This window comes from Bdellovibrio sp. HCB117 (assembly GCF_047305915.1).
Classification (GTDB): domain Bacteria; phylum Bdellovibrionota; class Bdellovibrionia; order Bdellovibrionales; family Bdellovibrionaceae; genus Bdellovibrio; species Bdellovibrio bacteriovorus_B.
In genome coordinates this window covers 1-23,207 of the sequence record NZ_CP178622.1, presented here as the reverse complement: position 1 = coordinate 23,207, position 23,207 = coordinate 1, and the positions used below count along the sequence as shown (strand labels likewise).

General features: G+C 43.6%; 21 protein-coding genes. 8 read left to right on the top strand and 13 right to left on the bottom strand.

Annotated features, from left to right (window positions below; all coding sequences use genetic code 11):
• Nucleotides 1-6: 6 nt before the first annotated feature.
• Both ACLWBD_RS00105 and ACLWBD_RS00100 read right to left on the bottom strand, forming a co-directional pair.
• Entirely contained in the window at nt 7-1,923 is a 1,917-nt protein-coding gene (locus tag ACLWBD_RS00105; protein WP_063205800.1) for a fumarate reductase/succinate dehydrogenase flavoprotein subunit, read from the bottom strand.
• A gap of 11 nt (nt 1,924-1,934) precedes the next feature.
• On the bottom strand, nt 1,935-2,594 hold the full coding sequence (locus tag ACLWBD_RS00100) for a succinate dehydrogenase cytochrome b subunit (protein ID WP_063205798.1): 660 nt from the start codon (nt 2,592-2,594) through the stop codon (nt 1,935-1,937).
• Nucleotides 2,595-2,777: 183 nt separating this feature from the next.
• Between ACLWBD_RS00100 and ACLWBD_RS00095 the strand changes: the two genes are divergently transcribed.
• From ACLWBD_RS00095 to ACLWBD_RS00060, 8 genes are all read left to right on the top strand, one after another.
• Nucleotides 2,778-3,551: an electron transfer flavoprotein subunit beta/FixA family protein gene (locus tag ACLWBD_RS00095; protein WP_413569148.1), complete on the top strand. Its 774-nt coding sequence runs from the start codon at nt 2,778-2,780 to the stop codon at nt 3,549-3,551.
• Nucleotides 3,552-3,560: 9 nt separating this feature from the next.
• Nucleotides 3,561-4,529, top strand: a complete 969-nt coding sequence (locus ACLWBD_RS00090; protein WP_413569147.1) for an electron transfer flavoprotein subunit alpha/FixB family protein — start codon at nt 3,561-3,563, stop codon at nt 4,527-4,529.
• 128 nt (nt 4,530-4,657) lie between these two features.
• Nucleotides 4,658-5,185: a lysophospholipid acyltransferase family protein gene (locus ACLWBD_RS00085; RefSeq protein WP_253696540.1), complete on the top strand. Its 528-nt coding sequence runs from the start codon at nt 4,658-4,660 to the stop codon at nt 5,183-5,185.
• 53 nt (nt 5,186-5,238) lie between these two features.
• Entirely contained in the window at nt 5,239-6,048 is an 810-nt protein-coding gene (locus tag ACLWBD_RS00080) for a peptidylprolyl isomerase (protein WP_063205789.1), read from the top strand.
• Nucleotides 6,049-6,063: 15 nt separating this feature from the next.
• Complete coding sequence (locus tag ACLWBD_RS00075; RefSeq protein WP_413569146.1) at nt 6,064-7,032, top strand: peptidyl-prolyl cis-trans isomerase; 969 nt, start codon at nt 6,064-6,066, stop codon at nt 7,030-7,032.
• On the top strand, nt 7,025-7,969 hold the full coding sequence (locus ACLWBD_RS00070; protein WP_413569145.1) for a peptidylprolyl isomerase: 945 nt from the start codon (nt 7,025-7,027) through the stop codon (nt 7,967-7,969). Before ACLWBD_RS00075 ends, ACLWBD_RS00070 begins: the two co-directional genes overlap by 8 nt.
• Entirely contained in the window at nt 7,962-8,918 is a 957-nt protein-coding gene (locus tag ACLWBD_RS00065) for a 4-hydroxythreonine-4-phosphate dehydrogenase PdxA (RefSeq protein WP_413569144.1), read from the top strand. The genes ACLWBD_RS00070 and ACLWBD_RS00065 overlap by 8 nt, the downstream gene beginning before the upstream one ends.
• A gap of 45 nt (nt 8,919-8,963) precedes the next feature.
• Nucleotides 8,964-10,334 (top strand): phosphomannomutase/phosphoglucomutase, encoded by a 1,371-nt coding sequence (locus ACLWBD_RS00060; RefSeq protein ID WP_413569143.1) that lies wholly within the window; start codon nt 8,964-8,966, stop codon nt 10,332-10,334.
• Nucleotides 10,335-10,711: 377 nt separating this feature from the next.
• On the opposite strand, the gene ACLWBD_RS00055 is transcribed toward ACLWBD_RS00060, so the two are convergent.
• From ACLWBD_RS00055 to dnaA, 11 genes are all read right to left on the bottom strand, one after another.
• On the bottom strand, nt 10,712-11,698 hold the full coding sequence (locus tag ACLWBD_RS00055) for a MerR family transcriptional regulator (RefSeq protein WP_413569142.1): 987 nt from the start codon (nt 11,696-11,698) through the stop codon (nt 10,712-10,714).
• Between the two features lie 234 nt (nt 11,699-11,932).
• Complete coding sequence (locus ACLWBD_RS00050) at nt 11,933-12,253, bottom strand: ATP synthase F0 subunit C (protein ID WP_284607786.1); 321 nt, start codon at nt 12,251-12,253, stop codon at nt 11,933-11,935.
• A 37-nt stretch (nt 12,254-12,290) separates the two neighbouring features.
• A complete protein-coding gene (gene atpB / locus ACLWBD_RS00045; RefSeq protein ID WP_041875744.1) occupies nt 12,291-12,980 on the bottom strand; it encodes a F0F1 ATP synthase subunit A in 690 nt (229 codons plus the stop codon).
• The gene (locus ACLWBD_RS00040; protein ID WP_413569141.1) at nt 12,970-13,326 is read right to left on the bottom strand and encodes a hypothetical protein; all 357 of its coding nucleotides are present in this window, start codon (nt 13,324-13,326) and stop codon (nt 12,970-12,972) included. The genes atpB and ACLWBD_RS00040 overlap by 11 nt, the downstream gene beginning before the upstream one ends.
• Before the next feature lie 6 nt (nt 13,327-13,332).
• Nucleotides 13,333-13,557, bottom strand: a complete 225-nt coding sequence (locus ACLWBD_RS00035; protein ID WP_063205775.1) for an AtpZ/AtpI family protein — start codon at nt 13,555-13,557, stop codon at nt 13,333-13,335.
• Nucleotides 13,557-14,354: a tetratricopeptide repeat protein gene (locus ACLWBD_RS00030; RefSeq protein WP_063205773.1), complete on the bottom strand. Its 798-nt coding sequence runs from the start codon at nt 14,352-14,354 to the stop codon at nt 13,557-13,559. Before ACLWBD_RS00030 ends, ACLWBD_RS00035 begins: the two co-directional genes overlap by 1 nt.
• 1 nt (nt 14,355) lies before the next feature.
• The gene (gene gyrA / locus ACLWBD_RS00025; protein ID WP_063205771.1) at nt 14,356-16,839 is read right to left on the bottom strand and encodes a DNA gyrase subunit A; all 2,484 of its coding nucleotides are present in this window, start codon (nt 16,837-16,839) and stop codon (nt 14,356-14,358) included.
• Nucleotides 16,840-16,865: 26 nt separating this feature from the next.
• The gene (gene gyrB, locus ACLWBD_RS00020; protein WP_063205769.1) at nt 16,866-19,283 is read right to left on the bottom strand and encodes a DNA topoisomerase (ATP-hydrolyzing) subunit B; all 2,418 of its coding nucleotides are present in this window, start codon (nt 19,281-19,283) and stop codon (nt 16,866-16,868) included.
• Nucleotides 19,284-19,330: 47 nt separating this feature from the next.
• Nucleotides 19,331-20,458, bottom strand: a complete 1,128-nt coding sequence (recF, locus tag ACLWBD_RS00015; protein ID WP_413569140.1) for a DNA replication/repair protein RecF — start codon at nt 20,456-20,458, stop codon at nt 19,331-19,333.
• A complete protein-coding gene (gene dnaN / locus ACLWBD_RS00010) occupies nt 20,458-21,564 on the bottom strand; it encodes a DNA polymerase III subunit beta (RefSeq protein WP_063205765.1) in 1,107 nt (368 codons plus the stop codon). Before dnaN ends, recF begins: the two co-directional genes overlap by 1 nt.
• A 227-nt stretch (nt 21,565-21,791) precedes the next feature.
• On the bottom strand, nt 21,792-23,207 hold the full coding sequence (gene dnaA, locus ACLWBD_RS00005) for a chromosomal replication initiator protein DnaA (RefSeq protein ID WP_063205763.1): 1,416 nt from the start codon (nt 23,205-23,207) through the stop codon (nt 21,792-21,794).

The following is a 23,207-nucleotide window of genomic DNA, read 5'->3' as shown; positions in this document are numbered from 1 at the left end:
CGCCTCTTATTTATAGCTACGAGTTGCTAGATGTACGTTTTCAAATTTCAATTCTTCAGTGTGGCGAACAGAGGCTTTGTTTTCGCCTGTGTATTCCCACGCAGCCACGTGACAGAAGTTCGCGTCGTCACGTTTTGCTTCACCGTCAACTTGGTATTCTTCACGGAAGTGACCGCCGCAAGACTCTTTACGTTCCAAAGCATCGCGACACATCAACTCGCCAAGCTCCATGAAGTCTGCAACGCGTCCGGCTTTTTCAAGCTCTACGTTCAGATAGTTTGCATCACCAGGGATGCGCACATTCTGCCAGAATTCTTCACGCAATTTTGGAATCTCTTGAAGAGCTTTTTTAAGACCTTCTTCGTTACGACCCATGCCACAGTATTCCCACATGATATTTCCAAGTTCTTTGTGGAAGCTATCAACTGTGCGGTTACCTTTGATGTTCATAAGTTTAGAGATCTCTTGTTTCACACCATGTTCAGCCGCTTTAAAGGCATCGTTCGTGATCGAAACTTTTTCAAGCTTCGTTGAACCAAGATAGTTACCCAAAGTATATGGAAGAACGAAGTAACCGTCTGCCAAACCTTGCATCAATGCCGAAGCACCAAGACGATTCGCACCGTGGTCAGAGAAGTTTGCTTCACCCGCGACGAACAAGCCTGGAATTGTTGATTCCAAGTTGTAATCAACCCACAAACCACCCATTGTGTAGTGAGGAGCAGGGTAGATCATCATTGGTTGTTTGTACGGATTTTGACCTGTGATCTTTTCGTACATTTCAAACAAGTTTCCATAACGCTCAGAAATTTTGTCTTCACCCAAACGTTTAATGGAATCTGCGAAATCAAGGTAAACCGCTTTACCAGATTCATTCACGCCACGGCCTTCATCACAACGATACTTCGCCTGACGAGAAGCCACATCACGAGGAGCCAAGTTACCGAATGAAGGGTAAACGCGCTCTAGATAGTAATCGCGTTCGTTTTCTGGAATGTCGTTTGGATGACGTTTGTCACCAACGGCTTTTGGCACCCACACGCGACCGTCGTTACGAAGAGACTCAGACATCAAAGTTAGTTTTGATTGGTTTTCTCCGTGAACCGGGATGCACGTTGGATGGATTTGTGTGTAACAAGGATTGGCGAAGTAAGCACCACGTTTGTGGGCTTTCCAAGCCGCCGTCACGGCACAAGCCATCGCATTTGTTGAAAGGAAGAAGACGTTTGAGTAACCGCCGCTGGCGATAACAACAGCATCTGCTTCGTGAGATTCAATTTCGCCTGTGATCAAGTTACGTACGATGATACCGCGTGCTTTTCCATCAACGATAACAAGGTCCAACATTTCACGACGAGTGCGAAGCTCAACCGTGCCCGCATCAACTTGTCTCATCATCTCTGAGTAAGCACCCAAAAGAAGCTGTTGTCCTGTCTGACCGCGAGCATAGAATGTACGAGAAACCTGCGCTCCACCGAAAGAGCGGTTTGCTAAAGTTCCACCGTATTCGCGAGCAAATGGAACACCTTGTGCCACCATTTGGTCGATGATGTTCGCCGACACTTCGGCCAAACGATAAACGTTGGCTTCACGCGCGCGGAAGTCGCCGCCTTTTACCGTGTCATAGAAAAGACGGTAAGTAGAGTCACCGTCATTTTGATAGTTTTTCGCGGCATTGATACCACCTTGAGCTGCCACCGAGTGAGCACGACGAGGAGATTCATGCACGCAGAATGCTTTTACTTTGTATCCAAGCTCACCTAGTGATGCCGCTGCAGACGCACCCGCAAGACCTGTTCCGACAACGATGATAGAGTGTTTTCTTTTGTTGGCAGGATTAACTAGTTTGTAATCGAACTTCGATTTGGTCCATTTGTCTTCAATAGAGCCACTAGGAATTTTGCTATCTAATTTGTTAGCCATTTATCTGCTCCTTAGTGTGCAAACACGAAAAGGTAAAGTGGTTGAGCGATAAAACCCAAAGCTACGATGATCCCATATGTGTAGCTTAGTTTTTTCCAAAGACCGCGGTAAGAGCCTTCCATCAATCCCAAAGATTGGAATGAAGAACCCACGCCGTGACTTAAGTGGAAGCCAAGAAGAATAAGAGCGACCACATACCAGATCACATAGCCTGGCATTTGGAAAACTTCTTCCATCAATCTAGCAAGGTCACGCATCACAACACCGTTCACGGTTGTTTCGTAGTGAGTGCCATATTTGAAAGTGATCAAGTGAAGAATGATAAAGACAAGAATCAAAGAACCCTGAACCGCCATAGTGCGAGAAGCAAGACTCACTCGTTTTTGCCCTGAAGCCGCCACTGCATAACGCGAAGATTTCGCAGCTCTGTTTTGCGCGGTCAATGAAACTGCCATGTACACGTGAGTGATTAAGGCCAAAACCAAAATCGCTTCTGCGACATAAAGCAAGTTGCCGCTTGTGATCGCATGTCCGTAAGCATTGTAAGCATCGTGACTGACGAAGATTAATAAGTTTCCGGCCATGTGAGCGAGTACAAAACCCGCCCAAACAAGACCAGAGATTCCCATTATGTATTTTTTCCCGACGGTTGAACCGAGAAATCCAGACATGGTGAAAAACCCCTTGTGTTATTACATTGTATTTTCTCAATAAGTTTACAATTGAACTTACTCCTCGGGGGCTGGATTTGTCTATGACACCCGTCATGTATCGCGACACGTTAAATATGGAATTTAGTTTTGCCTTTCCTAGACTTGCGATAGAACAAAACCTCTAAAATACGGGGTAAAAACATGAAGATTTTTGTGTGTATCAAGCAGGTGCCCGACACCGAAACAAAGATTAAAATCACTCCCGACCAAAACGGAATCGACACGGCGGGAATTAAATGGGTTTTGAACCCTTATGACGAGTATGCGGTTGAAGAAGCTGTGAAACTTCGCGATGCCAATGCTGGCTCCCAAGTGTGGGTTCTAAGCGTAGGTCCTAAGACTCGCGTCATCGAATCTCTAAGAACAGCTTTGGCAATGGGTGCTGATGAAGCGATTGTTGTAAATGCTGAAAATCTAGACAATTTTTCTACAGCTAAGGCTTTGGCCGAAGTTATTAAGGCTGAAGGCGGAGCTAAAGTTATCTTCTCTGGTAAATTGGCGATCGATGATAATGCCTCTTCTGTCAGCCAAATGCTTGCTGAGTTCTTGAATGTTCCTCATACAACTGTGGTGTCGAAGTTTGCTTTCAACGGTGAAAACGTAGTTGTTGAGCGCGATATCGAAGGTGGAGCAAAAGAAGTGGTGCAAATGATGACTCCAGCGGTTGTCGGAGCGAACAAAGGCCTTAATATGCCTCGCTACGCAAGTCTTCCAGGTATCATGAAGGCAAAGAAAAAAGTGATCAAAGAAGTTGAATTTGCTTCTTTGAACATTCCTGCTTCGGACATCAAAGTTAAATACTCTGGTTTCGCACTTCCTGCAGAAAAACCACCAGTAAAAATGCTAGCGGGTGATTCTTCAGCGCAAGCTACTGAACTAGTTAAACTTCTTCGCGACGAAGCGAAAGTTCTATAGAGGTAAATCATGGGAAAAGTATTAGTTTTTGCTGAACAATCTCACGGAAATCTAAAACGCAGCTCTATTGAACTTCTTCAAGCAGCGGCTAAGTCTGGAAACACTGTTGTTGCAGTGGTTTTCGGTTCTCACGCAGGTGATGTCACAGCGGCGGCAGCTCAAAACGGCGCGAATGAAGTTCACGTTGTTAAAGACGCTTCTTTAGATTCATATAATCCAGAGCTTTTCACTGCGAACATCGTTTCTGTTGTTGAAAAAGTTCAACCTTCCATCCTTCTTGCTTCAGCTTCTTCGACGGGTCGTGACTTGTTCCCGCGCGTAGCTGCTCGTTTGAACACGGGGATTGCAAGCGATTGCACAGAGCTTAATATCTCTGGCGATAACGTCACAGCGACGAAGCCAATGTATTCTGGAAAATGTTTTGCTAAAGCCAACTTCGAAAACAGCTCTGTAAAGATTGTTTTGATGCGTGCAAATCAACTTCCGGTAGCGGCGGCGGACACTTCTAAATCTGCAAACGTTGTTGAACAAGCGGTTGTAAAACCTGATCTTAAGACTTTGATCAAAGAGATCGTTAAAGGCGCTAGTGAAAAGCTTGATTTGACAGAAGCAAACATCATCGTGAGTGGTGGTCGCGGTTTGAAAGAGGCTGCGAACTTCAAAGTTCTTCATGATCTTGCGGACGTTTTGGGTGCAACTGTAGGTGCTTCACGTGCCGTAGTTGATGCTGGTTGGGTTGGTCACGGTATGCAAGTAGGACAAACTGGTAAAACAGTAGCTCCCACTTTGTACATCGCAGTGGGCATCTCTGGCGCAATTCAACACTTGGCGGGTATGAGTGGTTCTAAAGTTATCGTTGCTATCAACAACGATGCGAACGCTCCGATCTTCCAGAAGGCTACTTACGGTATCGTGGGTGACGCTCTTGAAATCGTTCCGAAACTCACTGAAGAGTTTAAAAAGGCTCTTCACCACTAATCGTGTTTAGAAAATACATTCTTCCGATTATTGTATTTGTCTTCTACCGAACCCTCTCATGGACATGGAGGGTTCGGCTTATCGAACCAGATTCCCTGAAAAATTCATTAGAAACTCAGAATCCTGTCGTGCTCGCGCACTGGCATGGGGACGAGCTTGCTCTTTTATCCATCGTAAAACGCTATCGCATTGCTACAATCGCATCGCAATCCAAAGACGGCGAGTTGATGGCGACGGTATTAAAATGGTTGGGGGCAAAGACCAGCCGAGGCTCCTCCACGCGTGGTGGGGTTCAAGCACTGAAAGGTCTCTTGCGTTTGATAAAAGACGGGGGAAATTGCAGCTTTGCAGTAGATGGCCCGAAAGGTCCGTTACACAAAGTAAAGCCCGGAGTTTTTGAAATCTCACGCATGATTTCTGGCCCGATTTACGCAGCCGGTGTTGCGTGCGACCGCGCGATTCATTTTCCAAAATCTTGGAACAAAACTTTTCTTCCAAAACCCTTCGCAAAAGTGATCATTTACTGGGTGGGTCCCATGACGGCGATCTCTCGTGAAGTCGATCCACGAAACCCAGACCTTGCTCTAGAGTTAGAGGGGCTTTTGCACCACGCGAGACAGCAAGCTCTTAAATTCATTGCGGATAATGATGCCTAGTGCTAGCGTTTTAGGGTGACTTGTCTTCAACTTTTTAAAGGGACTTTTAAAGTATGAAACTTCTATTAAGCATCTTGATGCTCATCTCTGTGAACTCCTATGCGCAAAAATCCACGGATGTTGTGGCTCAGGTTGGAAAAAAATCTATCACCGTTGAAGAGTTTAACAAAAAGTACAACGAGGTTCGTTCTCAGACGATCAACCCTCCAACAAAAGAACTTTTCCTTGAAGACTTGATCCGCTACGAAACGGGACTTCAAGAAGCTGAAAAACGTGGCTTGGCTAAAGACCCTGTGGTTCAAGAGCGTTTCAACCAGGAAATGTACAAAGCTTTGCTTGAAAAAGATCTTGGTCCTCGCATTCAAAAGATCCAAGTTTCTGATAAAGAAATGCAAGAATGGTACGCTAAAAACCCAGAACTTCGCACAAGCCACATCTTGATTGAGTTCAAACCTGGCGCGACTCCAGCGCAAGTAGCTGAAGCTAAAAAACGTGCGACAGAAATTTTTGACGAAGTTAAGAAAAGCAAAAGACCATTTGAAGAGCTTGTGAAACTTTATTCTGACGATGCTCTTTCTAAGCAAGCAGGTGGTGACATCGGCTGGCAATCTCGTGTAACTCTTGTTCCAGGTTATTATGAAGCTGCGGCATCCATGAAAGTCGGTGAAATCAAGGGGCTCATCGAATCTCAGTTCGGATTCCACATCATTAAACTTACGGGACGTAGAAGCTTTGAGAACGCAAATAAGCGTCAAATCAGAGCTGCTGTTTTCGACGAAAAAAGAAAACAGATCTTCAACGAATACTTCGATAAGTTGAAAAGATCGTACTCAATTAAAGAAAATAAGAGTGCGATAAAATAATAAGGAATATTTCTTATGAAATTTCTAAAGAGCCCCGCAAGTACGGGGCTTTTTATTTTAATGGCCTTTACCTTAGCGGGTTGTCCTTCCAGTTACCAAAAGATCTCTACCAAGCCCGTAGAGAAGGTGAACGATCATGTTTTAACTTCAAAACAGTTCGCCAACCAATTAGCACGTCGCCTTCGCAACTTCGATGCTTTAGCGGCCAAAGATCCCAACAATATCCATCGTGTTAAAGAAGAAATTTTGCGCGACTTCTTAGTAAAGAGTCTAACTTTGGATTGGGCCCGTTCCCAAAGCATCGTGATCTCTGAAAACATGCTGGATAAAGAAGTTGATAAGCTTCGAGCCAACTATCCCGATGATCTTTCATTTCGTCGAGCTTTGGCTTTAGAAAACCTTTCTTTTTCAGAGTGGCGCGAAGAACTCCGCTATGGTTTGGTAGAAAAAGAAGTATTTAAGAAACTAAACGAAAAGATTAAGCCCCCGACTGACGAAGAAATCAAACGCTACTACGAAGACAATAAAGACCGTTGGAAACGTAAAGAGCGTATTTATATCCGCCAGATCGTTGTTGATGAAGACGCCAAAGCGGATGCCATTAGAACTGATTTAAAAACTTCCGACTTCGGCGAGATCGCTCGTAAGTTTTCAATCACTCCCGAAGGTAAAACAGGTGGTGTTGTCGGTTGGATTGAAAAGGGCAGTGTGGATTACTTTGACCCGTTATTTAGCGCCGGTGCCGGTCTACAAACCGTTAAAAGTCCTTTTGGTGTTCATCTTATTCGCGTAGAAAAGAAGGCTCCAGCAACGACTCAGCCGCTAGAAGAGGTCAAATCACAGATTATTCGCGCTCTTCGTGCTCAACGCGAGCAGGCGGAGTATGTAGCTTGGCTTGATGCTCAGCTCAGAAGTAGTAAAGTCCTAAAGGACTACGATTTAATGAACTCGATTACGGTTGATACGCGAGGACCCAATGATTAGTTTTCTTTTTCCATTTTTGATCGCTACACCAGCTCACGCCGAGCTTGTGGAAAAAACTGTGGCTATCGTGAATACCGAGCTAGTTTTGGAATCCGATTTTAAAGAACTACAAAATCGTATCGGCAAACCAGGCCTTATCGACGAAGCGTTGTTATTTGATAAAGCACCGACAAGTCTTAAAGGGGATCGTAAAGCTCAGCTAGATTATCTTATTAACGAAAAGATTTTAGAGTCTGAAGTAAAACGTTTAAATCTTTCCGTCACTTCGGACCGCGTGGAGTCTGAACTTAAAAGCATGGCGAAAAGAAATAATGTCACTGAGGCCGAGCTATTAAACATCATCAAGGGCCAAGGAATCTCAGCGTCGGAGTATAAGACTTTTCTTAAACACAGTATCGAAAAACAATCTTTAATGGATTCAGAGATCATTTCAAAACTTCGTATCTCTGATGAAGATGCTTTGAACGAATACTTGAAAACAAGCCCCAGCAGCCGTCCATCAATTGATGAATTTTCGGTTTCACACATCTTTTTTAGTCCAAAGAAAGGCGGCGCTGAAGCCGCACTTCAAAGAGCACAAGCTGCCGCCGGTAAAGTCCGTGCCGGTGATAATTTTGAAACCTTGGCTCAACAATTCAGTGAAGATCCGAATTTCTCTTCTGGCGGAAGCTTAGGTACATTCAAATCCGGTGAATTCTTGCCAGAGATTGAAGAAGCCATTTCAAATTTAAAAGTAGGCGAAACAACTCCCGTTGTTAAATCGCGTATGGGTTATCATATCGTGAAGCTCACTGGAAAAAAACTGACGACAGATCCAAAGTTTGAAAGAGCCAAAGATCGTATTAAGGCCCAACTTTTAGAAGCGAGCTTTAAGCGCCAACTTAAAACATGGTTGCAAAGCAAACGCGACGAGATCTTTGTTCGTATCAATGAGTAGACTTAGAATCGCTCTTACCACCGGCGACGTCGACGGCATTGGCTTTGAGGTCACTGCCAAAGCCCTTCATAAATTGGGTCCACAAAAAAACGTTCAATTTATTTTGTGGCGCCCGGAAGAGGCCGATAAAAAATATCTCCGTCTCATCGACAAGAAATTCGAACGCATCACCGTCGACTCCCTTCAAGAAGCCTTAAAAATCGATGGGCCTTATCTAATCGATATTGCTTCCGATGAACCGCCCGCTCAATGGGTGGAAACAAGTGCCGAAGCTTGCTTAGAAAAAGTTCTAGATGGCATCGCGACGGCTCCTCTTTCAAAAACCAGCATTAAAGAGGCCGGTTTTAAAGATCTTGGGCACACGGATATTTTAAAAAGACTCTCCGGAAGCAAATACGTGAACATGGGTTTCGTTGGAGAAAAATTCAGCGTGGTTCTTGCCACCGCACATACACCCATCAAAGACGTAACAAAGCACCTCAGTTTCACCGTGCTTGCAGAAACATTAAAAAACGCCAATGAACTTCGCAAAAAACTTCCCGCGGCTCAAGCCAAGCGGCCCATTGCCGTCTTAGGTTTAAATCCACACGCGGGTGAAAAAGGCCTTATTGGAAAGGAAGAGCTCCTTCTGTTTCCACAGCTTTCAGCCTTTGCAAAAGAAAATAAAATCCCGGTGGAAGGTCCTTTGGTCCCCGATGCCGCATTTTTCCCTTCCAATTGGCAGCGCTATTCAATGTATGTGGCTCTTTACCATGACCAGGGCCTAATCCCGTTTAAAACAATCCACGGGCAGGATAGCGGCGTTCATATTAGTTTAGGCATTCCTTTTGTTAGAACCAGCGTCGATCACGGGACGGCGAAGGATATTTTCGGCTTAAATAAAGCCAATCCTCATTCGATGATTGATGCCATTCGCTGGGCTATAAAATTAGCTCGACTCTCGCGTTAAAAAATCATATTTCTAAATACTTCCACTTATTTACAGAGGTGACTTATGTTTCAACCGGTTATTTTTAGAGAGTACGATATCCGTGGAGTTTACAACGGACAATTCGACGATAATTTCGCATACCTCTTAGGCCGCGCTTACGTTGTCTACATGAAACAGAATAAAGGCCTTACAAATCCAACAGTGGCTTTGGGTTGTGATGCACGTGAAAGTTCTCCAGCGATCATCAAGAACCTTGCAAAAGGGATGATGGATTCCGGAGCTAAAGTTATTCACTTGGGTCTTGTAACAACACCTGTTTGTTATTTTTCAACTTTTGAATTGAAGGGCGTTGATGGCGCGATTCAAGTCACAGGTTCACACAATCCTCCTGAATACAACGGTTTTAAAATTTCTGTAGGCAAAGGCACAATCTTCGGTGCGGAAATTCAAAAACTTCGCGAGATCATTCAAAAAGGTGAGTACATTGATGGAAAGGGTTCTGAAGAACATTTCGATATCAAGCCTATGTACTACGAGCGCTACAAAAAAGAATTCGGCACCATCAAAAACACGAAAGTCGTTCTTGATTGCGGTAACGGCGCTGGTGGATCCGTAGTTCGCGGACTATTCAACGCTGTTGGTTTAAATCCAACAATTCTATTTGAACAACCAGATGGAACATTCCCGAACCACCATCCAGATCCAACTGTAGAAGAAAACTTGGAAGATCTAAAAAAACAAGTCGCTAAAGAAGGTGCCGTTTGCGGTATCGGCTTTGACGGTGATGCCGATCGTATCGGTGTTGTCGATCACACAGGTCGCATGGTTTACGGTGACGAATTGATGGTAATCATCGCTCGCTCAATCTTAGCTGAACAAAAAGGCGCAAAGATCATCGGCGACGTAAAATGTTCGGATCGCTTGTACCACGATGTTTCTGAGCACGGCGGCCAGCCGATCATGTGGAAGACAGGACACTCTTTGGTAAAAGAAAAAATCAAAGTAGAAAAAGCTCCATTCGGTGGTGAAATGTCAGGCCACGTTTTCTTCGCAGATCGCAACTACGGTTACGACGATGCTCCTTACGCGGCTTTGCGTTTGGTAGAGATCTTGGCAAAAACAGGAAAAACAATTCCACAATTACTTGAAGGTTTGCCACCAGCATTCAACACACCAGAAATCCGTATCGACACAACTGAAGAGAAAAAAGTTTTGATCGTAGAAAAAATGATCGAAGCTTTCCCAAACAAGCCAGGTGCCGACTACAAAGTGGACTTCACTGATGGCATCCGCTTGTCTTTCGAAGATGGTTGGGCTTTGTGCCGTTCATCAAACACACAACCTGTTGTCGTCGTTCGCTACGAATCCACAACTCAAGCCGGACTGGACAAAATCCGCAACCGCGTAGAAGCCGTAGTAAACAAATACCTCTAAAAGGTACCTGCTTCCTATCGTTTCAAAAAAGTACCAGGTTAAAAAGAAAAGCCCGTTCCAAAAGAGCGGGCTTTTTTTTAGAGCCTTTACCAGACTCATCCGTGTTTCACTCCTACCGAGTTTCCAGCCCGATTCCCAGTCACCGGTCCTTAGGCTATGTCACACGTTGGAGGTATTGCTTCAGATACCTAATACTTAAAAATAGTCAGGATCAGCAAAATAATCACAAGGATTACTTTAGTAATCTCAAGAATACGCCGAATACGTAAGTACGTGTTTTTACGCATCGGATACCTCCTGTTTTTATCGGACAGGAGATCCACCAAAAGCGAGTCTGGCAAAGGCCATTCTCGCTTTTGCATTTTTTAGACCTATATTTACTGAATCTGCAGTTGTTCTTTCTCCAAGCCCACTGTCATTACAGCTCCAAGAGACGAAATCAGTGCAACCTCTTCATCAAATGAAAGAATTCGACCGAACTTCAAGTGAACTCGGTTCTTCATATTGAAACCGTAGATCTCAAATTCTTCTCCGTCGCTGACGATGCCACCAATATTTTTTATTTGTTTTTCAAGAGCACGATTTTTTGAGAAATAAACATATCGGCTTTTTTTGATTGTAGGGTGAGCAACTAAGGCGACAGCTGCGCGATCATCTGCATTGATCACTGTATTAACGTGCGGACCAACTCCTGAGAAAAGTTTTAAGTATAATTTTTCAATTTCTTCAGAGTATGTGCTTAAGCTTTTGATCACAACCACGTCGGGATGAATTCTTAACACATCATCAGAATAAAGATCTCTCTCAGGAATAACTAAGACATAAGGTTTCTCCGCAGGAAGATCCATGTTCTCTTTCCAATGAAGAATCGAGACATCTTGATGCGCGTTTTTAAAATGCTTCTGAATATATTCAGCCGTTTTTTCTAATCCATCGACACCAGCAACAACAATAGAAACCTTGCCATACAAACTCATAATAACTCTCCTCTCATCCGCCTTAAGTGGCTCTGATGTTTTTTCGATGGAGGAAAGGATCGTTTCGATTTGTTTCTTTTGTTCTTTAAGAAGCTCGGCTTCTTGATTGATAAGATCAAGTCGTGTGCGCATTGTGATTTTTAATTTTTCAGAATCCAGTGTCTGATCGGACCGCAGAAGACTTTTGATTTCAGCAAGACTGAATCCTAAGTCCTTAAATTCTTTAAGACGTTTTGCTAAAGACAATTGCGAATCATCGTAATAACGATATCCGTTTTCTCCGCGAGTGTGAGACTCCAGAAGTCCCATCTTCTCATAAAGGCGTAAAGCTTTTGCAGATACACCGATTGCTTTTGAAAATTGTCCGATCGTCAGCCAGTTCTTCATCCTAACCTCTAGATGAATCTCGGGCTTGCCCTTGGGTCAAGGTCAAATGGAGAAATAAAAAAAGCCCCGTACAAAACGGAGCTTCTTTTTGATCTGCCAACCAACTAAGGTTGGCGATAAGGATTCGAGCGCAAGCCGGAGGGTTTCGGCTGCCACGTAGGCGTACTTTTGTACGCCGGAGAGCAAGTCGAGACCCGACAACGAAGTCGATCGGGTCCTTAGCGACGACCGCGATTAAGCAAGACGAAGAGCGATGATCAACGCGTAGATAACTAGAGATTCGATAAGAGCTAGACCCAAGATCATTGGGATCAATAGTTTACCAGAAGCTGCTGGGTTACGAGCGATACCATCAAGAGCTGTAGAAGCTGTTTTACCTTGAGCCATTGCACCTGCGAATACAGACAATGCGATAGCGATAGCAGCTGCGATAGCAACCAAACCGCGGTCAGTAGCAACAGAAGCAGCAGCTTCAGTAGCAGCTGGAGCAGCGTCTTGTGCGAATGCAGATACAGAAGCCAACAAAGCAACCATAGCAACGATCATTTTTTTCATGTGATTTCTCCTCAATATGAGTGGTTAAGTTTGCTCTCTAGTGATCGTGTGCAATCGCGAATGCCACGTAGACCATTGAAAGCAATGTAAATACAAAAGCCTGAACAAAACATACGAACAATCCCATGATATAGAATGGGATAGGTACACCAATTGGAACTAGATCCAAGAACACAGACAATACTGTGTGGTCACCCATCATAACGTTCGCAAGACGAAGACCCAAAGAGAACGGACGAACAAAGTGTGAAACTAGTTCGATCACGAACATCAAAGGAGCAAGGAAAAGAACCGGACCCATAAAGTGTTTAAGATAAGCGAACACGCCGTTTTCTTTTACACCTTGGAAGTTATAGAACAAGAACATCAAAACACCGAAACCGAATGTTGTGTTGATGTTTTCAGTTGCAGGAGTCATCCCTGGAATCATCCCGATCAAGTTGTTTAAAAGAATAAAGAAGAAAACAGATGTGAAGAAAGGAACATAGTGTTTACCGTGTTCACCGATAACCATCTCTGCAAGTCCATCCATCATTTCCGTCAACATTTCCATGATGCCACGAAGAGAGAATTTGCTTGCTGGAAGAACTGCCGTTTCACCTTTACCAAGTGAAGCGCGAGCTGCCATACCGATAGCCATTGTTGCTACTGTAGCGGCACCAAGAGTTGCAACGTGTGCGTACTCGTGACCAACACCAGGAATGAGTTGTGTCCAGTTAAATGACATGGTCTTTTCCCTCTCGTAAGGCTTCTTTCACCGCATACACAAACGCTGAAAGAATAAAACTAGCAACCCCCATTGCGAACCATAAGGTATCGAACCATGGCATGGCTGTTAGCTTAAAGATAATAATCCCTAAAATCGCGTACTTAAATACAATGATACCGATAGACAGGGCAACCAATTTCTTCTGGAAGATAAGGCTCCAGCCCCAACCCAGTAATAAAAAGCTAAGAAAGATGGTTGAAGACCCCGCTACAAAGGAAAGTGCGTGTTGCGGTGCGGAAAAAAGATACAAAAACAGGCCGCCAAGAACGATCACAAAGATTTGCGCTATTAAAATAGGTTTCATGGCTTCCTAGGGTTTATCGGAATCTGAATTCTTCTCATCCTCTTTTTGCAGCTTACGAAGAAGCCAGATGACTCTCCATAACCAGCCAATCAAAGCCGCAAAGGTCAAACCGACAAAGATAAGGCCTTTTGTTTGATACTTTTGATCGAGGAATTGCCCTAGGTAAAAACACCCCAAGATCAAACCGACAAGTTCAAAGCCCATGGATGCAAAAATTATATACTTCTTCATTACTTCCTAAAGCCTTTCGCTCCCGGAGCATTTTTCATGCGCTCTTGCATGCGCTTGATTCGAAGTTCGATGTATTCAGGCGGATTGTATTTTTCTTTATGGGCTTCAAGAACGGCAATGGCACTCTTAAAATCCAAATTTTCTTCATAACAAACAGCCAACGTCAGCGCGACGTTTTCTTGAATCGCCTTTTCTGGATATTTTTGAATCAGCTCTTTAAATATCTCTGCCGCTTTTGCGAAGTCTTTGCGCGCGACCAAGATATTTCCTTTTAACATCAAAGCACTAAAGCGAGTGTTCTCGTCGCCTTTCAGTTTTAAGAGCGAATCGATCTCGGACTCAGCTTGAAAGAAATTATTCTGATAGTACTGAGCACGCGCGATGTTCATTTTATATTGAGCCGCTTCGAGATCCGTGTGTGGCATCTGTTGAAGTTTGCTATATTCAATGATCGACTGCTGATAGTTCTGAAGATTATTAAAATAAATCGCAGCTATTTGTTTTTGCGACTCAAGGCGCTCTTTTTCGTCTGTCGAATGCAAAACAATGAAGTGATGATAATCAACGGCTTTATTAAAATCTTTGATCTCAAAAAATGAAATGCGCGCGGCCTCGCGAGCAGCTTCTAAGGGATATTTCGTTGGAGCATTTCTTTTGATGACTCGATCTAAATAGCTCAGGCCAATACGGTAATGTTCCTGAGCTATTTCTTTTTGGGCTTGCTTATAATCCGCCTCCTCTTGGGAAGAGCAGGCGGTGAGCGCCAACACTAAGACAATCAGAAGGCCTCTGACCATCTTAGTGCGTGACTCCTGCTGGAGTCGGCGTTGATTCTTCAGTTGCATCATCTTCTTCAACAACTGCAACACCTGTAACGGTTTCTTCTTTTTCATCGATATTGATCAAGCGAACACCTTGAGTGTTACGTCCTAGAACAGAGATGTCCGTCACTTTCATGCGGATAACTTGTCCTTTATCAGTGGAAAGAATAAGTTCCATTTTTTCTGAAACTTTCTTCGTACCGATAACAACGCCCACTTTTTCTGTCGTTTTCTGAGTGATAATACCTACACCACCACGAGATTGGATGCGGTATTCGCCTGTTTCAGAGCGTTTACCGTAACCTTTTGATGTCACCATCAAAATCGTGTCTTTCGTGTTCTTTTCTAGCACTTCCATAGCAACGACGATGTCGTCTTTAGCTAATGTGATTGCTTTTACGCCACGAGCAGTACGACCCATTTCACGTACGTCAGCTTCATTGAAGCGGATCGACATACCTTCTTTAGTCGCGATGAAGATATCACTTTGACCATCAGAGATCTTAACGTCGATAACTCCGTCTTCAAGATCCGTCGTCAATGCGATAATACCGGCTGCTCTTGGATTCGCGAAGGAATCCAAAGATGTTTTCTTAATCACACCTTTTTCAGTCAACATAACAACGTATTTGTTTTCGCTGAATTCATCCACTGGAAGAATCGCACGAACACTTTCACCACTTGCTAGCTGAACGACGTTTGCCAAAGATTTACCTTTCGAAGTGCGGCTTCCTAGTGGAAGTTTATGCACTTTACACCAGTAAACTTTACCCTTGTCCGTGAAGACAAGAAGCATAGTCTTAGTCGAAGCAGAGAATAGATCTGTTACGTAGTCTTCTTCTTTCGTTTCCATGCCTTTTAAGCCTTTACCACCACGTTTTTGCACGCGGTATTCAGCTGTTGGCATACGTTTGATAAGACCCGTGTTCGTAACAGTCACAACCATGTCTTCGTCCGCGATCAAATCTTCATCCTCGATATCATCAAGGTTTCCTTGGATTTGAGTGCGACGAGGGTCAGCGTAACGTTTTTTGATGTCTTCTAGTTCGCCCACGATGATTTTGTAAATTTCGCGAACATCGGCAAGAACGAATTTCAACCAGTCGATTTGTTTCATCAACTCGTCAAGTTCTTGAATGATTTTATCACGTTCTAGGCCTGTTAAACGTTGCAAACGCATTTCTAGAATCGCGACTGCTTGACGTTCAGAGAATTCAAACTTCGCCATCAAGGCTTCACGAGCCGTCGTCGCTTCCTTAGAAGCACGGATCGTTTTGATCACTTCTTCAATGTGATCCAAGGCTTTTTTCAAACCTTCCAAGATGTGAGCGCGCTCTTGGGCTTTTTTAAGTTCGAAGATACAACGTTTCGTAACAACGTCACGACGGTGATCAACGAATGCTTCAAGCATACCTTTTAGATCGAAAGTGACCGGTTGGTTTTTCGCATCCAAAGCCAGCATGATGATGCCCAGGCTGATTTGCATTTGCGTGTATTTGTATAGACGATTCAAGATAACGCTGGCGTTTTCACCGCGTTTAAGTTGAATCACAATACGCATACCTTCACGAGAAGACTCATCGCGGATATCAGAGATACCTTCAATTTGTTTGTCGCGAACTAGGTCCGCAATACTTTCGATCAATTTTGCTTTATTAACTTGGTAAGGGATCTCAGTAACGATGATCTCTTCACGGTCTTTGCCCGGTACGATTTCCGCAACGGCTTTCAATGTGATGATACCACGGCCTTTTTTATAGGCTTGCAAGATACCTTCACGACCGGCAATCACACCGTAAGATGGGAAGTCTGGGCCCTTGATGTGAACCATCAAGTCTTCAAGTGTACAGTCCGGCTTATTGATAAGTTCAATACAACCATCAATGACTTCGCCCAAGTTGTGCGGAGGAATATTTGTCGCCATACCAACGGCGATACCTGAAGAACCATTCACCAAAAGATTCGGGAACTTCGCGGGTAGAACTAGAGGAATCTGCAAAGAGTCGTCGTAGTTCGGTCCGAACGGAATAGTTTCTTTATCGATATCTTGCAAAAGTTCTTCCGCAAGATGAGTCATACGGATCTCAGTGTAACGCATAGCTGCCGCGCTATCACCGTCGATAGAACCGAAGTTTCCTTGTCCATCCTCAAGTGGATATCTCAAAGAGAAATCCTGGGCCATACGAACCATAGTTTCGTAAACCGCAGAGTCACCGTGAGGATGGTATTTACCGATTACGTCCCCGACAACACGGGCAGACTTCAAGTAAGGTCTGCCAGGTCGGTTGTTCATTTCACTTTGTGCAAACAAGACACGGCGGTGAACTGGTTTTAAACCGTCGCGAACATCGGGTAGGGCACGACCCACGATAACAGACATCGAGTACTGAAGGTAGGCATCACGCATTTCCTTACTGACATCGACGCGGGTTACGCCTTTTTCTTCATTATTATTTTCCATAACTTCACCAACTTAAAAAACTAAAATTAAACGTCCAAACTACGAGCAAGAAGGGCATTGTCATGGATGAACTGACGACGCGGTTCAACCATTTCACCCATCAAGATTGAGAATGTCTCATCCGCTGCAACAGCATCATCAATGTTTACTTGAAGAAGAGTGCGGTTTTCCTTATTCAGTGTAGTTTCCCACAACTGCTCCGGATTCATCTCGCCCAATCCTTTGTAACGTTGGATGTACATTCCTTTTTTCGTAGATTCCATTACGTGAGAATAGAATTCGTTGTAGTTGTCGAACTCAATTTCAGTTTCACCTTCCATGATTGTCATCGGAAGAGTGCTCACACCTTGGATATCATTCCAGATTTTACGAAGCTCGATAATTTCGGAAGAACGCAAGCTTTCAAGGCTGAATTTTGTCGTCATACGATCCGCGTAACGAACAGTGTAGATGTCAGCATAAGGTTTTCCTGTAGCTTCATCTGTTTTAACTTCGCCTTTGTACTCTGTGATACCCAGTTTTTGATTTCCTTTAATCCAATCACCCAGATCGTTCAAAGAAGTTTGGATTTTACCAGCGTCGGCGAAAGTTTTTTCGAAATCGCCTACCTTGCTTAACAAGAAATACAAAACATCTTTGTCGTACTTTTTTGAAGATACACGAAGAAGGTCATTGAATCTTTGAATGTTCAAAATCAATTGACGAAGATCGGCTTCTTTCAAGCTTTCTTTTCCTTTGATTTTGAAAGCATTCAAACCAGAGCTTAAAAGGAACTCGGTTAATGCTGCTTCGTTTTTCAAATAAGTTTCTTCTTTACCTTTTTTCGCACGGTAAAGTGGTGGTTGAGCGATGTAAACATAACCGCGCTCTAGAACCTCCGGCATTTGACGATAGAAGAATGTCAAAAGCAGAGTCATGATGTGCGATCCGTCGACGTCGGCATCGGTCATGATAATGATTTTGTGATAGCGGATTTTATCCACGTTCACGTTGTCTTTACCGATACCAGTTCCCAACGCAGAGATAATAACTTTGATCTCTTCAGAAGAAATAATTTTATCAAAACGCGCTTTTTCGACGTTTAGGATTTTACCTTTCAAAGGCAGAATCGCTTGAGTACGACGATCGCGTCCTTGTTTCGCAGATCCACCGGCAGAGTCTCCCTCCACCAGGTATAATTCGCAAAGTGCGGGGTCACGTTCTTGGCAGTCCGCCATCTTACCCGGCAAAGATCCACCATCCAGTGCTGTCTTACGACGAGTCAAATCACGAGCTTTACGAGCGGCTTCACGAGCACGCGCCGATTCCACACACTTAGAAATAATATTCTTAGCCACGGCAGGATTACGATCCATCCAGTCCGCAAGTTTTTCATTCACTAAGGCTTCAACGATACCTTTGACTTCCGTGTTCCCAAGTTTCGTTTTCGTTTGTCCTTCAAACTGAGGCTCACGAACCTTTACTGAAATCACGGCTGCCAAACCTTCGCGGATGTCTTCACCCTCAAGGTTTGCTTTCAAATCTTTCAGAAGGTTTTTTTCCGTCGCGTACGCATTCGTTGTACGAGTCAAAGCCGCACGGAAACCAACTAAGTGAGTACCACCTTCGTGAGTATTGATGTTGTTACAGTACGTGAAGATAGATTCCGAATAAGAATCATTCCACTGCAAAGCGATTTCAACGTCGACATTGTCTTTTTCACCTTTGAAGTAAACGACTTCATTGTGAAGAGATTTTTTAGATTGATTCATGTACTGAACGAATTCAGCAACACCGTTTGCATATTGGAAATCTTGTTTCTTTCCTGATCTTTCGTCTTTCAAAGAAATATGAAGACCCGCATTCAAGAATGCAAGTTCACGAAAACGATTTGCAAGTGTAGCGAAATCATAGATAACAGTTTCATCTTTGAAAATTTGACGGTCCGGTTTGAACGTCACTGTCGTTCCAGTTTTATTCGAAGCTTCACCTTGAGCTACTGGCGCGACGATGCGGCCACGCTCATAGTTTTGTCTCCATACGAAACCTTCACGATGAACTTCGACAGAAACACGGTCAGAAAGTGCATTCACAACAGAAGCACCCACGCCATGTAGACCACCGGAAACTTTGTAACCACCACCGTCGAATTTACCGCCGGCATGAAGAACGGTCATAACGATTTCAAGAGCAGATTTACCATTTTTGTGTGCGCCTACGGGAATACCGCGGCCATCATCTTGAACTGAAACCGATTCATCGGCATTGATTGTGACGTAGATGTGTTTGCAATGTCCTGCAAGATGTTCGTCTACCGAGTTATCCACAATCTCATACACAAGATGGTGATAACCTTTGAAACCGGTATCACCGATATACATCCCTGGACGTTTACGAACGGCTTCAAGTCCTTCAAGAACCTGAATCGAGTCGGCGGAATATGTTTTTTGTTCTTCGACTGACACTGTGTACCCCTCACTGACTGCATACACCCTGGAAAACCAGAGTGAAGTTATTCATCGAGGATGTGACCATCCTTGATGCGCAAAACGGAAAGCTGATCGAGGCTGAAAGATTCAGGCAATGTGAAATCTGTCGTCGTCACAAAAATCTGCGTATTGATCTCGTGTAAGAACGTAATCAGTGCATCTCTTTTGGCTTTATCGAGTTCAGATAAAACATCGTCTAACATCAAAACCGGATAGGTTCCGTGAGCCTTCCTATGATACACAATTTGGGCCATTTTGAAAGACAATATGATGGCTCTTTGCTGCCCTTGGCTACAATAAAATCTTGAGTCTTTTTGCCCATATAGGAACACAATATCGTGCTTGTGAGGGCCTACCAGACTGGTTCCAGATGAGAGCTCCGCATCATGCAGTTCATTCATCCTTTTTTGCAGCGCAAATTGGACTTCTTCTCGGGAAAAATCCACCGCATTTTGATCTGAAATCACGTATTCCACGGAGATATCCACAGCGTCATTCTTCGAAATGTACTGCATGGCATTATTAAAGTCTTTGGAAAGACCAGCGAGTGCCGTGATCCGGGCGTAGCTTAAATCGGCCGCTAAACGCAAGAATTGGGGGTTTAGAGCGTCCAAAAGGTTCTCCGTGACCGTTTTGTCGTTCAAACCCTCCAAATAGTTTTTAAGGATCTTATTGCGCGTTTTCAGGGCTTTACGATATTCCGCGATCAAATCCGCATTTTTTCGTTCAAAGGTGATAAGCAACTCATCCACAAGTTCGCGGCGATGATCCGCACCTTCTTTGATCGATGCTAAACTTTCGGGACTGAACACGACACTAGCAAAAATCTTGCGAACGTCAGTGGAAGAAATTTTCTTGTCATTCAAAGTTAAAACTTTGCGACTTTTGCTTAATCCAAGTTTGAGTTTGTAGTGGAGATCATTTTGAGTAATCAGCGCTTGAATCAAAGCCTCTTGGTTATTCGAGTTGATCAAGGTGCGATTGTCACTGTAGCGAAAAGAGTCTCCTTGAGAAATCAGGTACATGGCCTCAAGAAGATTTGTTTTACCCTGACCATTTTCACCGACGAACACATTCACACGCGGAGAGAATGGAACTACTACGTCCCGATAATTACGAAAATTAACAAGACGTAGCTTTTCAAAAATCATCAGATTCTCATAGGCATCACAACGCAAGTGTAAGACGTGTCGTTGTGAGGACGGATCAATCCCGGAGAAAGATGATCATTCAATTCGAAATCAATTTTGTCTTGGCTCATGCTCGTCAAGATGTCAGTCACATACTTCGCGTTGAAACCGATTTTGATTTCTCCGCCTGCGTATTCAACTTCGATTTCTTCTTTCGCGTCACCAAGCTCTGGGTTGTTTGAAGAAATTTCCATGCGGCCGTTAGAAAGATTCAACAACACCGCTTTGGATTTTACGTTCGCTAAAAGTGATACACGTTTTAGTGAAGTCAAAAATGCTTCACGGTGGATCATCACTTTTTGCGGAAGCTTCTGTGGAATAAATTGTTGATAATTCGGGTACTTTCCTTCGATCAAACGAATCATCAAAATTGTTGATGAATGTTTAAGTACGAATTGAGAACCTTCAATCGCAATTTCCACATTGCCATCGATGCCTTCTAAAATCTTTTTGATTTCATGAAGACCTTTACGAGGAATGATAACACCTTGAGTAGCGGCCACTTTCACTTCCGAAAGTGGTTTATTCACTAGACTCATACGGTGACCATCCGTCGCCACCATCTTAAATCCACCTTGAGGTGAAAGTTCAAAGAACACACCGTTCAGGTGGTAACGAGTTTCATCATTGGAAACAGAGTAGATTGTTTTATCAATCATCTCTTTCAGAACACCGGCATTGATGCTGATAAAACCTTGAGAGTTGTATGTTGGGAAGATCGGATATTCTTCAGCAGAGATACCGACGATTTTTGAAGTGTACTTCCCTTGCTTGATTTCCAACCAGTTGTTTTCTTTTTTGATTAAAGTGATTGGGCCTTCAGAAAGTTCTTTTGCGATTTCGAAAAGACTTTTTGCAGAGACCGCCACTTTTCCCGGTTGATGAACTTGAACCTTTGTTTGGTCTGTCAGGCTGACTTCCAAATCTGTTGCAAAAACTTTTAAAGCATTTTGATCAGCTTCCAAAAGGACGTTGATGAGAATGGGCATTGTGTTGCGCTTCTCAACAATGTTCTGTGTCTTTCCGATAAGGCTTAATAAATCTCTTTTATCAATTTCAAGTTTCATACAACCTCTTGAGCCCTCTTATTAACTATTACTATTAATATAAATAACTAGTAGTAGTAGTAGGGGCGTGGAAAACCTAACAAATCCCCTAAACCCATGTAAACACTAAAAAACACTTGTGGATAAAGACTCTGCATAAATCGTCTTAAACTTGGTTGATTTTGGGGGTAACTCGGATCCACATTTTAAGCCCCAAATTTTTCCTCAACCTTATCCACAGTCCACATTCACACGCCTGTGATATTGTGGATTCTCTGTTCTAAATCTTCGATATCTTTGGAAATATCTTGATCCGTGGATTGTAGATTCTTGACGCGTTCTAGAGCATTCATCACAGTTGTGTGATCTTTTCCGCCAAAAGCCTTCCCGATATCCACTAAAGATTTATCCAAGAACTTCTTAATCAAATACATCGCAATTTGACGTGGAACGACAATTGGCTTGGCGCGAGTAGAGGATTTAAGATCCAAAACGCGCACTTTATAATGGTCTGCTACAAGCTTCATGATCTCTTCAACAGAGATCGTGGATTGCGTTTCATGGTGCGAAAGAATGCGTTTAACAAGCTCGTGATCGATCGGAAGGCCTTGCAGTTCAGAGAACATTTTGACCTTCTTAAGATTACCTTCAAGCTCTCTGATCGAACGTTTTGAGATTCTTGCGATATAATTCACAACATCTTCAGGTAAACGAACGTTAAATTTTTCGGCTTTATAACGCAGGATCGCGATACGAGTCTCTAAATCCGGCATAGTGATATCTGCAATCAAACCGCGTTCTAGGCGAGTGCGACTGCGGTCTTCTAAACCATGGATATCTTTCGGCATACGATCGCTGGCTAAGATGACTTGCTTACGACTGTCGATAAAGCTGTTGATAGTGTGGAAAAATTCTTCTTGAACCGCTTCACCGCGTGCGATGAACTGCACGTCATCCACTAAAAGAATGTCTGAGTTCTCGCGATATTTTTGGCGGAACTTATCCATTTCGTGGCGACGAATCGCCGAAATACACTCATTCATAAAGCGTTCAGCCGAAATATAGGTAATTCTAAGTTGCGGATATTGCTCGCGAATATGGTTTCCAGCGGCATGAAGTAAGTGCGTTTTACCCATTCCAACCGGTCCATATATATAGAGAGGGTTGTAATCGTCGGCCCCAGGGTTGCGGGCGACATTGAAGCAAGCTGCATGCGCGAACTCGGAATTTTTTCCCACAACGAATGTGGAGAAGGTAAGCTCTTGGTTAAGAGTATCCTGCCCAGACCTTGGTTGAGTAATCTGGATATTCTGAGCACGAGCTAATTGCGCCTGAAGGATTTCTGTACCACCCATAACTTCATCAGGGATATGAGAAGTCTCAATATGAGCATTTACTTTGTTCCCCGTAATACTAAACTCAACCTCAAAAGGCTTCCCGTAAGTATCCGAAATCTCAGTGTAAATTTTATCTTGAAGATTTTCGATCACAAAATACTGATGTAAAGCATTTGGGACCCCAAGTATTATTCTTGGTCGTTCTTGAGTACCCGCGGTATTCACGTATTCAATAGGGTCCAGCCAGGTATCCAATAACTTATTGTTATCGTTCCGGCTTTTCATCTTTGATTTGATTAGTGTCCAAAAAGACGAGTTTAACTCCAC

Bases quoted from the DNA above. Each gene is read 5' to 3' on its own strand.
- ACLWBD_RS00105 (WP_063205800.1), bottom strand. From the start codon at position 1,923: ATGGCTAACAAATTAGATAGCAAAATTCCTAGTGGCTCTATTGAAGAC.
- ACLWBD_RS00100 (WP_063205798.1), bottom strand. From the start codon at position 2,594: ATGTCTGGATTTCTCGGTTCAACCGTCGGGAAAAAATACATAATGGGA.
- ACLWBD_RS00095 (WP_413569148.1), top strand. From the start codon at position 2,778: ATGAAGATTTTTGTGTGTATCAAGCAGGTGCCCGACACCGAAACAAAG.
- ACLWBD_RS00090 (WP_413569147.1), top strand. From the start codon at position 3,561: ATGGGAAAAGTATTAGTTTTTGCTGAACAATCTCACGGAAATCTAAAA.
- ACLWBD_RS00080 (WP_063205789.1), top strand. From the start codon at position 5,239: ATGAAACTTCTATTAAGCATCTTGATGCTCATCTCTGTGAACTCCTAT.
- ACLWBD_RS00075 (WP_413569146.1), top strand. From the start codon at position 6,064: ATGAAATTTCTAAAGAGCCCCGCAAGTACGGGGCTTTTTATTTTAATG.
- ACLWBD_RS00070 (WP_413569145.1), top strand. From the start codon at position 7,025: ATGATTAGTTTTCTTTTTCCATTTTTGATCGCTACACCAGCTCACGCC.
- ACLWBD_RS00065 (WP_413569144.1), top strand. From the start codon at position 7,962: ATGAGTAGACTTAGAATCGCTCTTACCACCGGCGACGTCGACGGCATT.
- ACLWBD_RS00060 (WP_413569143.1), top strand. From the start codon at position 8,964: ATGTTTCAACCGGTTATTTTTAGAGAGTACGATATCCGTGGAGTTTAC.
- ACLWBD_RS00055 (WP_413569142.1), bottom strand. From the start codon at position 11,698: ATGAAGAACTGGCTGACGATCGGACAATTTTCAAAAGCAATCGGTGTA.
- ACLWBD_RS00050 (WP_284607786.1), bottom strand. From the start codon at position 12,253: ATGAAAAAAATGATCGTTGCTATGGTTGCTTTGTTGGCTTCTGTATCT.
- atpB (WP_041875744.1), bottom strand. From the start codon at position 12,980: ATGTCATTTAACTGGACACAACTCATTCCTGGTGTTGGTCACGAGTAC.
- ACLWBD_RS00040 (WP_413569141.1), bottom strand. From the start codon at position 13,326: ATGAAACCTATTTTAATAGCGCAAATCTTTGTGATCGTTCTTGGCGGC.
- ACLWBD_RS00035 (WP_063205775.1), bottom strand. From the start codon at position 13,557: ATGAAGAAGTATATAATTTTTGCATCCATGGGCTTTGAACTTGTCGGT.
- ACLWBD_RS00030 (WP_063205773.1), bottom strand. From the start codon at position 14,354: ATGGTCAGAGGCCTTCTGATTGTCTTAGTGTTGGCGCTCACCGCCTGC.
- gyrA (WP_063205771.1), bottom strand. From the start codon at position 16,839: ATGGAAAATAATAATGAAGAAAAAGGCGTAACCCGCGTCGATGTCAGT.
- recF (WP_413569140.1), bottom strand. From the start codon at position 20,458: ATGATTTTTGAAAAGCTACGTCTTGTTAATTTTCGTAATTATCGGGAC.
- dnaN (WP_063205765.1), bottom strand. From the start codon at position 21,564: ATGAAACTTGAAATTGATAAAAGAGATTTATTAAGCCTTATCGGAAAG.